We start from the raw sequence: 12,377 nt of genomic DNA on the forward strand, positions 1-12,377 counted from the left end.
GGTTGAAGGCAAGGCCGTACCGATCAGAAGCTTTGCGAGTACTGCAAGCCCATGACCCAGCCGCTGTCCTTGTAGGTGCCGTTCAAGGCGCCACGGCCGGCGGCGGCCTGGTTGTTCTGGATCTGTGCGTCTTTCAGGTACAGGTAGGCCAAGCCGAAGTCCAGGGTAGAGGTTTGCGTGAGCTTCCACTGCGCGCCAGTCGACAACCAGATGCGGTTGTTGTCCGGCAGCGAAGCCAGGCGCGTGGTGGCGCCCTTCACGGGGGTCTGGTCATACGCCACACCGTACTTGAACTTCCAGGCATCGTTGTACTTGTAGTTGGCGCCCACCGCCACGCGCCAGGTGTCGCGGAACGCGGTGTCCAAGGTCTGTGCCACGGTGCCGGCAGCCGCGCCCGAAGTGCGCACGATATCGATCTTGGGAATGCTGCTCCAGCCGGTCCACGACACGTCGCCCAGCAACTCCCAGCTCGGGTTGAGCTGGTGCGCCACGCTGGCGATGAAGGTGTCAGGCAAGGTCACATTGGCCTTGACGTTAGCGGCAATGGCGGCGTTCACAGCGGCCGAAGGGCTGCCGCCGGCCAGCGTGCCCGTCAGGTCGTACTTGATCTTCGAGCGGTAAGACACGCCAAGCTTGGTGGCGGGCGAGAGCTTGAACAAGCCGCCCACGTTCCAACCCCAGGCGCTGTCGTCAATGCTCAGCGACAGTGGCGTGGCACCGGGAATGCCTGGTGGCACGGTGGGTACGACCGCCAGTTGGCGCGTGTAGTCGGCCGTGAGGCGTTGCCAGTTCAGGCCAAAACCCAGCGACACCGCATCGCTGGCCTTCCAGGCGATCGATGGGTTGATGTTGTAGGTCTTGACGTCGAACTTGTTCGACTGTGCGCTGCCCGTCCAAGGCGCGTCGTATTCGGTCTTGGAACCAAACGGCGCGCTAAAGCCAATACCACCGTACAGGCCGTCCTGCAGCTTCCACGACAGGTAGGCGTTGGGTGCCACACCCACGTTGCCTGCGTCGCCGCCCGAGCCTGCGGTGCCCAGCGTGCCCACCGAAGAGCCCTGGTTCTGGAACTTGAAGCTGGGCTTGATGGCCGTTGCGCCCAGCGAGAACTCGCGGTCTTTCAGCTCGGTCATGCCGGCGGGGTTGAAGAAGATGGTGCTGGCGTTCTCGGCCACGGCGGCAGAACCGGCATAGGCATTGCCAATGCCACTGGCGTTTTGCTCCAGCAGTTGGAAGCCCGCAGCACCTGCGCTGCCTGCAAAAAGTGCGGCAATGAGGGCCGATAGATGTTTGATATTGTGGGTTTTCATCGTGTCTCCTGAGTCAGTAGATAAAGCTGTCGTGTGTCCAAGTTGCAACAACAACTTTGCACTTTAGCAATGAAGTGACGCCATATAGCGCGAGGACCCGCCATCAGCGTCACATGCGGAACAGCTGGCCCGCCCATGTGCCACCGATGAGACAACCAAGCCGCACTCAGCGCACTTTGTTTCACAGAGATTGACAAGTCGCGGAGCCAAGTCGGCAGAGCCATGAAATCGACAAAATTCATCCCGTCAATCCAGGGTAAGTGCCTACGCAAACTGCGATACTTCAGCCGCCCGCGCGCACGTAAGCCGTAAGCTTGGAGTAGGCTTCTAGGTTCGCGCCAATCCCGAGGAGAAAAAAATGAGCGATAAGTTGTCACCCGCCGAATTGGCACTGCGCGATGCCGCGCGTGAATACCACAGCAGCCCGACCCGCGGCAAGATTTCGGTCACCCCGACCAAGCCCCTGTCGAACCAACGCGATCTGTCGCTGGCCTACTCGCCAGGCGTCGCCTACCCTTGCCTCGACATCGAGCGCGACCCCTCCCTTGCGGCCGAATACACCTCGCGCGGCAACCTGGTGGGCGTGATCACCAATGGCACTGCGGTGCTGGGCCTGGGCAACATCGGCCCGCTGGCGTCCAAGCCGGTGATGGAGGGCAAAGGCTGCCTGTTCAAGAAATTTGCCGGTGTCGACGTATTCGACATCGAACTCGCCGAAAACGACCCTGACAAGCTGGTTGAGATCATTGCGGCCATGGAGCCCACGCTGGGCGGCGTGAACCTTGAAGACATCAAGGCGCCTGAGTGTTTCTACATCGAACAAAAACTGCGCGAGCGTATGAACATTCCGGTGTTCCATGACGACCAGCACGGCACCGCCATCATCTCCGCCGCAGCCCTGCTGAACGGCCTGGAACTGGTGGGCAAAGACATCGGCAACGTGAAGATCGCCGTATCGGGCGCAGGCGCTGCAGCCATCGCCTGCCTGGACGTGATGGTGGGCCTGGGCGTGAAGCGCGAGAACGTCTACGCCGTGGACTCCAAGGGCGTGATCTACCAAGGCCGCCCCGGTGGCTTTGATGCCTCCAAGGCCAAGTACGCACAAGACACCTCTGCCCGCACGCTGGCCGACGTGGTCGACGGTGCAGACGTGTTCCTCGGCTGCTCGGCCGCTGGTGTGTTGACGCAAGACATGGTCAAGACCATGGGCCCCAAGCCCATCATCCTGGCGCTGGCCAACCCCGAACCCGAAATTCGCCCAGAGCTGGCCAAGGCCGTGCGCCCGGACTGCATCATTGCCACCGGCCGCTCGGACTACCCGAACCAGGTCAACAACGTGTTGTGCTTCCCGTACATCTTCCGTGGCGCGCTCGATTGCGGCGCCACCAAGATCACCGAGGAAATGAAGCTTGCCTGCGTGCGCCAAATTGCCGACTTGGCCAAGGCCGACATCAGCGAAGAAGTGGCCGCCGCTTACTCCGGCAAAGAGCTGGTGTTCGGTAGCGACTACCTGATCCCCACGCCTTTTGACTCGCGCCTGATTTTGCGCATCGCCCCCGCCGTGGCCGAAGCCGCTGCAGCCTCGGGTGTGGCCACGCGCCCCATCCTGGACATGGACGCGTACCGCCAGGCGCTGTCGCGCTTCGTCTACCAAACCGGCATGTTCATGAGCCCGGTGTTCAGCGCTGCGAAGAACGTCGCCGCTGGTGCCAAACGCGTGGCCTACGCCGAAGGTGAAGACGAACGCGCCCTGCGCGCCGCACAAGTGGCCGTGGACGAAAACCTGGCCCGCCCTATCCTCATCGGCCGCCCCGCCGTGATCGAAGCACGCATCGCCAAAGCCGGCCTGCGCCTGCAGATCGGCCGCGACGTCGAAGTGGTCAACCCTGAAGACGATCCACGCTTCCGCCAATACTGGGAAACTTACCACCAGATCAAGGGCCGCGACGGCGTGAGCCAGGAAGCCGCCAAGAGCGCGGTGCGCCGCTCCAACACCACCATCGCCGCATTGATGGTCAAGTTGGGCGACGCCGACGCCATGTTGTGTGGCTTGGTAGGCCGCTACGACAACCACCTGCAGCACGTGCGCGACATCATCGGCCTGCGCAAAGATGCGCCCGGCCTGGCCGCATTGAACGCACTCATGCTCGACCGCCACACGCTGTTCATCGCCGACACCTACGTCAACGAAGACCCCACAGCCGAAGAACTGGCAAGCATTGCCCTGATGGCCGCAGAAGAAGTCACGCGCTTTGGCCTGCCGCCCAAGGTGGCCTTCTTGTCGCACTCCAACTATGGTTCGTCGTCGCGCCGCTCGGCCGTGAAAATGCGCCAGGCCCGCGACCTGTTTGTGAAGATGGCACCGGACATCGAATGTGATGGCGAACTGCAAGGCGATTCGGCACTGTCTGAAGACGTGCGCTCGGCCACCCTGCTCGACAGCACGCTGCACGGCTCGGCCAACGTGCTGATCTGCCCCAACCTAGACGCAGCCAACATCTTGTTCAACGTGCTCAAGGTCACCGTAGGCAAGGGCGTGACCGTCGGCCCTATCCTGCTCGGCGCGGCCGCTTCGGCCCACGTGCTCACGCCTTCGGCCACCGTGCGCCGCGTCGTCAACATGACGGCGCTGGCCGTGGCCGATGCCGCGACGTTTCGCTAAAGAAACAAGCCACTGAAACCTGGGCGCGACGGTGGTCGCGCACCAAGTTCACCACCTCGCTGCACCGGATTGGTCCGGGCTTCGGGGTGGTTTTCTTTTGCGCACCGCCATGGGGCTTGCCCCAACAACTTAGGCACCAATATTGCTTTACAACTGGCAACATTAACCTACGTTGGAGAACCCATGCGCAAACGTGCATTCCTGCAGACCACCCTGTCCGTCGCGGCCGCCCTTACCGCCGCCCTGAGCATCACTTCTGCACACGCGCAAACGGTGCCGGTCAAGTTCCAACTCGACTGGCGTTTTGAAGGCCCCGCCGCCTTCTTCGTCACGCCAGCCGCCAAGGGTTACTTCAAGGATGTGAAGCTCGACGTCACCATCGACGCCGGCAACGGCTCGGGTGGCACCGTCACGCGCGTGGCCTCGGGTGCTTACGACATGGGCTTTGCCGACATGGCCGCGCTGATGGAGTTCCACGCCAACAACCCCGACGCGCCGAACAAGCCCGTGGCCATCATGATGGTCTACAACGACACACCAGCGTCCGTCATGGCGCTGAAGAAGTCGGGCATCAAGTCGCCTGCCGACCTGGCCGGCAAGAAGCTCGGCGCCCCGGTGTTTGATGCGGGCCGCCGCGCATTCCCGATCTTCGCCAAGGCGAACAAAGTGGGCACCGTGCAGTGGACCGCCATGGACCCACCCCTGCGCGAAACCATGCTGGTGCGCGGCGACATCGACGCCATCACCGGCTTCACCTTCACCTCGTTGCTGAACCTGGAAGCGCGTGGCGTGAAGGCCGAAGATGTGGTGGTGTTGCCCTACCCCGACTACGGCGTGAAGCTGTACGGCAACGCCATCATCGCCTCGCCCAAGTTCCTGAAAGAAAACCCAGAAGCCGTCAAAGCCTTCTTGAAAGCCTTCACCAAAGGCGCCAAGGACGTGATGGCCAAACCCGCTGCCGCCATTGAAGACGTGAAGGCACGCGACGGCATCATCAACGTGGCGCTGGAAACGCGCCGCCTGCAAATGGCCATCGACACCGTGGTCAACAGCCCGAACGCACGCGCCGAAGGCTTTGGCCAGATCAACCAAGGCCGCTTGTCGCTGATGGCCTCGCAAGTGTCTGACGCGTTTGCCACCAAGACGCGTGTGGACGCCAGCACCATCTGGAACGGCTCGTTCTTGCCGACTGCTGCTGAGCTGAACATTCTGCAAGCCAAGAAGTAAGTTCGCGGCGCATTCTCTGCAGCACGCGCACCGGCGTGCTGCGCTTCGATTTTGAATGACCGGACTTCTGGCGCGCACGGCGCCGCCCGGTCCACCCGTCTCCCACCATGCAAGAAAACGCCAACGCTCTCTCTGCAGTACCTTCTGCACCCTTTGTAGATTTCCGCGACGTCTGGCTCGCCTACAACGAAGAGTTGCTCGCCAAGAACCACTTCGCGGTGGAAGCCATCGACCTGAAGGTGAAACAGGGCGAATTCATCGCCATCGTCGGCCCCTCGGGCTGCGGCAAGTCCACCTTCATGAAGCTCACCACGGGCTTGAAGATGCCGTCGATGGGCAAGATCTTGATCGACGGCCAGCCGGTCACCGGCCCGCTCAAAATATCCGGCATGGCGTTTCAATCGCCGTCGCTGCTGCCTTGGCGCACCACGGTGCAAAACGTGCTGTTGCCGCTGGAGATCGTCGAGCCCTTCCGCTCCAACTTCAAAGCCAAGCGCAAAGAGTATGAAGAGCGTGCACGCAAGCTGCTGCAGAAGGTCGGCCTGGGTGGTTATGAAGACAAATTCCCATGGCAGCTCTCAGGCGGCATGCAGCAACGCGCCAGCATTTGCCGCGCACTCATCCACGAGCCCAAGATGCTGCTGCTCGACGAACCGTTTGGCGCGCTGGATGCATTCACGCGCGAAGAGTTGTGGTGCATCTTGCGCGACCTGTGGACCGAACAGCAATTCAACGTGATTCTGGTCACCCACGACCTGCGCGAAAGTGTATTCCTGGCCGACACCGTGTACGTGATGAGCAAGAGCCCTGGCCGCTTTGTGGTGCGCCGCGAGATCGAGCTGCCGCGCCCGCGCGAGCTGGAAGTGACCTACACCAAGGAGTTCACCGACATCGTGCTCGAGCTGCGCGGCCACATCGGGGCCATGCGCAAAACGGGCGCCGTCATCAACCAATAAGAAAAAGACCCGCTCATGAAAAACACCAAACAAATTGAACGCTGGTCGCCGTGGATTTTGCTCGTCGGCTTCATCATCCTGTGGCAAATCGTCTGCTCGGCCTTCAATGTCTCGGAGTTCATTTTTCCCAGCCCCTGGCGCATCTGGACGCAGTTCGTTGAATTCAAATGGATCATCGCCGGCCACGCCTGGCGCACCTTCTGGGTCACGATGGCGGGCTTTGGTTTGGCCATCGTCGTGGGCGTGTTGCTGGGCTTTGTCATCGGCAGTTCACGCCTGGCTTACGCCGCCGTCTACCCGCTGATGACGGCCTTCAACGCGCTGCCCAAGGCGGCCTTTGTGCCCATCTTGGTGGTGTGGTTTGGCATTGGCGTGGGCCCGGCCATCCTCACGGCGTTCTTGATCTCGTTCTTCCCCATCATGGTGAACATTGCCACCGGCCTGGCCACGTTGGAGCCCGAGCTGGAAGACGTGTTGCGTGTGCTCGGCGCCAAGCGTTGGGACGTGCTGGTCAAGGTAGGCCTGCCGCGCTCCATGCCCTACTTCTTCGGCTCGCTCAAAGTGGCCATCACGCTGGCCTTCGTCGGCACCACGGTGTCAGAGATGACCGCCGCAAACGAAGGCATTGGCTACCTGCTGATCTCGGCCGGCTCGGCCATGCAGATGGGCCTGGCGTTTGCCGGTCTGGTGGTAGTGGGCGCCATGGCGATGGTGATGTATGAGCTGTTCAGCTACATCGAAAAGCACACCACGGGCTGGGCGCACCGGGGCTCGCAAGGTGAGTGAAGAACGCACACCCTTGACCCAGGCGCAGATCGAAAAACATCTGCGCCGCGCCAACCAGGTGGCGCAGCGCGCCATGGGTTTGGGCCACCATCCGTTCGGCGCCATCCTGGTGGCGCCAGATGGCGAAACCGTGTTGGCCGAACAGGGCAACGTGGATGCGGTGAACCACGCGGAATCAGTGCTGGCCCGCACGGCCGCGTTGAACTACAGCACCGACTATTTGTGGCACTGCACGTTGGTCACGACAGCCGAGCCTTGCGTGATGTGTGCGGGCACACAGTATTGGGCGCACATTGGGCGGGTGGTGTACGGGATGACCGAGCAGCGATTGCTCGAGCTGACGGGCAACCATGCGGAAAATCCGACGATGGACTTGCCTTGTCGGGAGGTGTTTGCGCGGGGGCAGAAGGCGATTGAGGTGGTGGGGCCGGTTTCTGAGGTTGAGTCTGAGATTGCAGCCTTGCACCTCGATTTTTGGCGGGAACGCTGAGGTTTCGATTAACGCTGCTGGCCGGGAGTCGCCCGGCGGCGAGTAACTTTCTCTTGGTTCGCCAAGAGAAAGTTACCAAAGAGAAGGCGACCCCATGCCGTGACCCTTCGCGGAGCGAAGGGCAAACCTGCGCTGGGTGGGGTTGGTGGGGGTCTGGTGGAACTCGCGTTCCGCTCAGACAGCCACCAGCCCTGATCCCACCAACCCCACCCATCACAGGCCCGGCCTGACGGGAGTTGAAGCCCAACGGGCCATTGCTTCGCTCGGCCCGCGATGCGCAAACGAGCCGGGTGGTATTTGGTATCGCAACCCCTTCTATCTGCGCCTGCGATGGGCGGTTTTGGCGGGATCAGTTTCGCTGGCTGTCTGAGCGGTACGCGAGTTCCAGCGAAACCCCGCCAAAGCCGTCCAGCGCAGGTTGCCCCTCGCTCCGCGAGGGGACGCAGATAGCGGGGTCGCCTTTTCTTGCTGACTTCTTTTGGCGAAGCAAAAGAAGTTAGTCGCCTGCCGGGGCGAGACCCGGCCGACAGCGCCAACAAACACCCAACTAAGCCGCCTTCAGCATGATCGTAGGAGCGGACGCTCCCCGAAACACCTCCTGCTCCCCATGCTTCACCAGCAGCTCCAACAACCGCTTGCGAATCAACATACCCGGCCGATCCGACTCCATCGAATACTCCACCCCACGCCGCCGCACATCCACCAACGCATCCGGATCGGTCGACTCCAAAATGTCCTTGTCCTCGCGCGTGATCTCCTCGTCAAAGTCGATCAGCATCTGCGCCGGGCAATCTTCTTCGGTGTCGTTGCGGAACAGCCATTGGCACAACTGCATGTTGCCGTCGTCAATCGGCGTGAAGCAGTTGATGATGATGTGGCGAATGCCCGAGGGGTACTCGATGTCCAGACGGCGCGAGAACGGCAGGAAATACGCGTTGCGCATGTGCCGCGTGGTGATCGCTTCCTTCACGCCGCTGATACGTTGGAAACGCTCAGGGTTGGCGGCTTCGATGATGGTCTCGGCGTAAAAGCCTGCGTCACTTTCCACCAGTTCGTAGCGGCTGGGTTTGGGCGATGCGGCCACGCCAAACGTGGCACGGTGCACAAAGCTGAAGTGGGAGTTGTCGAAAGAGTTTTCCAGTGCGCGCATGGGGCTCGTGGCCCAGCGTTCGTGGAATTGGAAGATGGTGCGGTAGGCCGGGTCGCTGAACTCGGGAATGTCCGGAATGTCGGCTACCGGTTCTTCCAACGCCACCCATGCATAGCCGTAACGCGCGGTGCAGTGGTAGGCCGTGGTTTTGTAGTCGGCGGGGATTTTGCGGTCGGCTTCGAACTGCGGAATGCGCACCACCTGGCCACTGCGGTCGTAGGTCCAGCCGTGGTAGCCGCATTGGATGTGGCCGGTGCCGCAGGCTTGGCCTTCACTGCTCACACACCAGCCCTTGGAGAGCTTGGCGGTGCGGTGGCAGCAGCGGTCGCGCAAGGCGGCGGGTTGGCCCGTGGCATCGATGAACACCACGATGTCTTCGCCCAGCAGGGTGAAGGGCTTGGGGCCGTTTTGTAGGTCGGCCAGCGGCATGACGGCATGCCAGAACTTGCGGAAGATGGGTTGTTTTGTGACCAGCATGGGGCGCTCCTTGAATTGGGTAACTCAAGAGCAATTTCCGGCCGGCGCCGCCTTTGAAAAAGATCGGCAGCGAAGGTGAACGCTTCTACTCTAGGCCGAATTCTATGCAAAAGTTGGGCCACCATCATCACACACCCACGGTAAAAAACACTGGCATGCATCGTGCATCCGGCGTGCTTCACGAGAGTAGAAGCGTTCAGCGGCTCCTGGCCCCACGACGAGGGGCCGCCCGGAAATTGCTCTTGAAACCCCGGTGCACCAGCTTGATGCACTGGCTTTTCAAAGAGTCCAATTTGGAGCCAACCCCACATGCAACGCCGCCATTTTCTCGGCCGTGCCAGCGCACTCGCCACTACCCTCGCCTCCGTTTCTGCGCCAGCCGTTTGGGCCCAGTCGTCGCCCAAACTCACACCACTGCGCTTCACACTCGACTTCCGCATCAACGGCCAAGTGGCGCCCCTCTTCCTCGCCCAGAGCGCGGGCTACTACAAGGATGAGGGGCTGGATGTGACGCTGGACGTGGGCTCAGGCTCGGTCGCCTCCATCACGCGTATTGCCAGTGGCGCTTACCAAATGGGCCTGGGCGATATCAGCTCGCTGGCCGAATTCCACGCCCAACAAGGCGGCACGCCTTTGGTGCAAGCGGTGTACCAGTACTACAACCGCGCACCGTTTGTGATCATTGGCCGCAAGGATCGCGGCATCACCAGCGACTTCCAAAGCCTGGAAGGCAAACGCGTGGGTGCCGCCGCCGTGGAAGCCACACGCCGCGCCTGGCCCATGGTGGCGCGCAAGATGCGCGTGAAGCCGGACTACTTCAACTGGGTGACCACCGACTTCAGCGCACGCGACAACGTCATCGTGCGCGGCGATGTGGATGGCGCCACCTACTTCCACGATTCGGCCCTGTCGCTGTTCTCGCGCGTGAAGATGGAAGAGTTGTCGATACTGCCCTACTCCAAGGCTGGTGTGAACCTGTATGGCAACGCCATTTTGGCCAGCAACCAACTGATCCAGCAAAACCCGAAAGTAGTGGCAGCCTTCTTGCGCGCCACGAACCGCGCGATTGTCGAGACCTTCACCAACCCCGCCGTTGCCGTGGCCGCTGCGCACCAACGCGAAGGCATGCTGGATCAGAAGCTCGAAGTCGAGCGCTGGAAAATCACCGCACAGTACGTGGGCGCGCAAGACACGCTGAGCCATGGCCTGGGCGACGTGCGCAAGCTCACGCTGGAGCAGCAGGTCGATGAAGTGGTGGAAGTGTTTGGCCTGAAAAACCGGCCTAGCGTTGAGGGCCTGTTCAACCGCAGCATGTTGCCCGTACAGGTAGAACGGATGGTGAAAGCATGAGCACGGAAATCGACGAAGCGACGCTGAACGAGACCGACGGCCGCTACCTGCGGCAAGCGATTGCCTGGTCCGCCACGGGGCGCGAACGCGGCAACCGGCCGTTCGGCGCGGTGATCATCGGCGCCGATGGCTCGCTACTGGCCGAGGCCTACTGCAACACCACCGAGACCGGCGACTGCACCGGCCACGCCGAGACCAATGCCGTGCGCTTGGTCAGCCCCACAGTGAGCCGCGAGGTGTTGGCCCAGGCCACGCTGTATTCGTCTGGCGAGCCGTGTGTGATGTGTGCGGGCGCGATCTTCTGGTCGAACATCCGCCGTGTGATCTTTGGCATTGACGCGGTGAGTCTGCGTGTGTTCCGTGGCGAGCGCGCTGAGCAGCGCGATGCCGAACTCTCGTGCCGCGACGTATTTGCGGCATCGCCCCACGCCATTGAATGCATTGGCCCGGCGTTACTGGAAGAAGCCAGCGTGCCGCACCGGGGCTTCTGGAAGGTGTAGGCCTGGATGTGGATAAAGATCTCAGCCAGCGGCAAACATCGCGTTACCGTTGGCCGAGGCGGATGCAGGCACTTCTTCCTGCATCACGTCCCAGTGCTCCACGAGCTTGCCATCAACAACACGAAAAATGTCGACCGCAACCAAGGGCTTGGGACCCCAGCCGATGTAGCGGCCGTGCGCCATCACCAAGTCGCCTTGGGCGACGACCATACCCATCTCGTAGCGAAAGTCTGCGGGCAATGCGGCAACCATCGGCGGGATAGCATCGCGCCCGTTGGGGATCAGCGGGTTGTGCTGCACGTAGTCTTTGGCAAAACGCGTTTCAACAATGCTGGTGTCGCGGCGCACAAAGACCGACTGCAGTACTTCAATGACCAGGGCTTTGTTGGATTCAGACATGGCTTGGCTTTCTAAGGTTGGGGGGTTCAAACGCGAAGCAAGCATAGACGCGTGCCACCCGACCTGTGCATCCAAGTGTTAATGCTCGGTGCCACGTCCCCGCACAAAAAAGCCGCTGACTTGCAGCGGCTCAAGGGTCAACCTGTGGAGGCCAAGTTAAAAATCTGGCTCAAGATTTGAAGAACGCCAACAGGTCTGCGTTGATTACATCGGGGTTGGTGGTGAACATGCCGTGCGGATAGCCAGCGTAGACCTTCAACGTACCCTTTTTCAACAGCTTGACCGACAACTCGGCAGAGTCGGCAATCGGCACGATCTGGTCGTCGTCACCGTGCATCACCAAGGTGGGCACCTCAATCGCCTTCAGGTCTTCGGTGAAGTCGGTTTCTGAGAAGGCTTTCACGCAGTCGTACTGGCTCTTGACCGAGCCCAGCATGCCCTGCAGCCACCACTTTTCGCGCACGCCTTCGAGCACCTTGGCACCGGGACGGTTGAAGCCGTAGAACGGCATGGTGATGTCTTTGTAGAAGTCAGGGCGGTTGTTGGCCACACCGGCACGAATGCCATCAAACACTTCCATCGGCAGGCCGCCGGGGTTGGCCGCGGTCTTCACCATGATGGGTGGCACAGCGCTCATCAACACGGCCTTGGCCACGCGCTTACCGCCGTAGCGCGCGACATAGTGCGCCACTTCGCCGCCACCCGTGGAGTGGCCCACGTGGATGGCGTTCTTCAGATCCAGCGCTTCGGTGAGGGCGGCCAGGTCATCGGCGTAATGGTCCATGTCGTTGCCTTCCCAGGTCTGGCTGGAACGGCCGTGGCCTCGGCGGTCATGTGCGATGACGCGGTAGCCTTGCTGCAGGAAGTACAGCATCTGGATGTCCCAGTCATCTGCCGTGAGCGGCCAACCGTGCGAGAACACGATGGGTTGCGCCGACTTGTCGCCCCAGTCCTTGTAGAAAATTTCAACGCCGTCTTTGGTCTTGATGGTGCTCATGGTGTTATTCCTTGATGGGTTGGGAAGGTTGATGCCTGATCACAGGCGGGAGTTACAGCGGATGCTGTGAAAC

General features: G+C 61.4%; 11 protein-coding genes. 7 read left to right on the top strand and 4 right to left on the bottom strand.

Annotated features, from left to right (window positions below; genetic code table 11):
- Positions 1-23 precede the first annotated feature (23 nt).
- Positions 24-1,310, bottom strand: a complete 1,287-nt coding sequence (locus ACPWMG_RS17280; RefSeq protein ID WP_483300719.1) for an OmpP1/FadL family transporter — start codon at positions 1,308-1,310, stop codon at positions 24-26.
- Between the two features lie 358 nt (positions 1,311-1,668).
- On the opposite strand from ACPWMG_RS17280, the gene ACPWMG_RS17285 reads away from it, so the two are divergent.
- The 5 genes from ACPWMG_RS17285 to ACPWMG_RS17305 all read left to right on the top strand — a co-directional run bounded on the left by ACPWMG_RS17285 (position 1,669) and on the right by ACPWMG_RS17305 (position 7,431).
- Positions 1,669-3,972, top strand: coding sequence for an NADP-dependent malic enzyme (locus ACPWMG_RS17285; protein ID WP_483300720.1), 2,304 nt, complete (start codon positions 1,669-1,671; stop codon positions 3,970-3,972).
- A gap of 183 nt (positions 3,973-4,155) precedes the next feature.
- Complete coding sequence (locus ACPWMG_RS17290) at positions 4,156-5,199, top strand: ABC transporter substrate-binding protein (RefSeq protein ID WP_483300721.1); 1,044 nt, start codon at positions 4,156-4,158, stop codon at positions 5,197-5,199.
- A 107-nt stretch (positions 5,200-5,306) separates the two neighbouring features.
- Positions 5,307-6,155 carry an ABC transporter ATP-binding protein gene (locus ACPWMG_RS17295; protein WP_483300722.1) on the top strand — a complete coding sequence of 283 codons (849 nt, stop codon included), beginning with the start codon at positions 5,307-5,309 and terminating at the stop codon, positions 6,153-6,155.
- A 15-nt stretch (positions 6,156-6,170) separates the two neighbouring features.
- Complete coding sequence (locus ACPWMG_RS17300) at positions 6,171-6,941, top strand: ABC transporter permease (RefSeq protein WP_483300723.1); 771 nt, start codon at positions 6,171-6,173, stop codon at positions 6,939-6,941.
- Between the two features lie 13 nt (positions 6,942-6,954).
- Positions 6,955-7,431, top strand: coding sequence for a nucleoside deaminase (locus ACPWMG_RS17305; protein ID WP_483305279.1), 477 nt, complete (start codon positions 6,955-6,957; stop codon positions 7,429-7,431).
- A gap of 547 nt (positions 7,432-7,978) precedes the next feature.
- On the opposite strand, the gene ACPWMG_RS17310 is transcribed toward ACPWMG_RS17305, so the two are convergent.
- Positions 7,979-9,058 (bottom strand): aromatic ring-hydroxylating dioxygenase subunit alpha, encoded by a 1,080-nt coding sequence (locus tag ACPWMG_RS17310; RefSeq protein WP_483300724.1) that lies wholly within the window; start codon positions 9,056-9,058, stop codon positions 7,979-7,981.
- A 309-nt stretch (positions 9,059-9,367) separates the two neighbouring features.
- Between ACPWMG_RS17310 and ACPWMG_RS17315 the strand changes: the two genes are divergently transcribed.
- Together ACPWMG_RS17315 and ACPWMG_RS17320 are read left to right on the top strand one after the other, a co-directional pair.
- A complete protein-coding gene (locus tag ACPWMG_RS17315) occupies positions 9,368-10,408 on the top strand; it encodes an ABC transporter substrate-binding protein (RefSeq protein WP_483300725.1) in 1,041 nt (346 codons plus the stop codon).
- Entirely contained in the window at positions 10,405-10,908 is a 504-nt protein-coding gene (locus ACPWMG_RS17320; RefSeq protein WP_483300726.1) for a nucleoside deaminase, read from the top strand. Before ACPWMG_RS17315 ends, ACPWMG_RS17320 begins: the two co-directional genes overlap by 4 nt.
- Before the next feature lie 21 nt (positions 10,909-10,929).
- Here the strand turns inward: ACPWMG_RS17320 and ACPWMG_RS17325 are convergent, their stop codons facing one another.
- Both ACPWMG_RS17325 and ACPWMG_RS17330 read right to left on the bottom strand, forming a co-directional pair.
- On the bottom strand, positions 10,930-11,307 hold the full coding sequence (locus ACPWMG_RS17325; RefSeq protein WP_483300727.1) for a nuclear transport factor 2 family protein: 378 nt from the start codon (positions 11,305-11,307) through the stop codon (positions 10,930-10,932).
- Between the two features lie 169 nt (positions 11,308-11,476).
- Positions 11,477-12,304 carry an alpha/beta fold hydrolase gene (locus ACPWMG_RS17330; protein WP_483300728.1) on the bottom strand — a complete coding sequence of 276 codons (828 nt, stop codon included), beginning with the start codon at positions 12,302-12,304 and terminating at the stop codon, positions 11,477-11,479.
- Between the last annotated feature and the right edge of the window lie 73 nt (positions 12,305-12,377).

Origin of the sequence: Hydrophilobacter chitinilyticus, assembly GCF_049860745.1 — a bacterium.
Taxonomy (GTDB): domain Bacteria; phylum Pseudomonadota; class Gammaproteobacteria; order Burkholderiales; family Burkholderiaceae_C; genus Rhodoferax_B.

Bases quoted from the DNA above. Each gene is read 5' to 3' on its own strand.
- ACPWMG_RS17300 (WP_483300723.1), top strand. From the start codon at position 6,171: ATGAAAAACACCAAACAAATTGAACGCTGGTCGCCGTGGATTTTGCTC.
- ACPWMG_RS17285 (WP_483300720.1), top strand. From the start codon at position 1,669: ATGAGCGATAAGTTGTCACCCGCCGAATTGGCACTGCGCGATGCCGCG.
- ACPWMG_RS17295 (WP_483300722.1), top strand. From the start codon at position 5,307: ATGCAAGAAAACGCCAACGCTCTCTCTGCAGTACCTTCTGCACCCTTT.
- ACPWMG_RS17325 (WP_483300727.1), bottom strand. From the start codon at position 11,307: ATGTCTGAATCCAACAAAGCCCTGGTCATTGAAGTACTGCAGTCGGTC.
- ACPWMG_RS17290 (WP_483300721.1), top strand. From the start codon at position 4,156: ATGCGCAAACGTGCATTCCTGCAGACCACCCTGTCCGTCGCGGCCGCC.
- ACPWMG_RS17320 (WP_483300726.1), top strand. From the start codon at position 10,405: ATGAGCACGGAAATCGACGAAGCGACGCTGAACGAGACCGACGGCCGC.
- ACPWMG_RS17330 (WP_483300728.1), bottom strand. From the start codon at position 12,304: ATGAGCACCATCAAGACCAAAGACGGCGTTGAAATTTTCTACAAGGAC.
- ACPWMG_RS17310 (WP_483300724.1), bottom strand. From the start codon at position 9,058: ATGCTGGTCACAAAACAACCCATCTTCCGCAAGTTCTGGCATGCCGTC.
- ACPWMG_RS17280 (WP_483300719.1), bottom strand. From the start codon at position 1,310: ATGAAAACCCACAATATCAAACATCTATCGGCCCTCATTGCCGCACTT.
- ACPWMG_RS17315 (WP_483300725.1), top strand. From the start codon at position 9,368: ATGCAACGCCGCCATTTTCTCGGCCGTGCCAGCGCACTCGCCACTACC.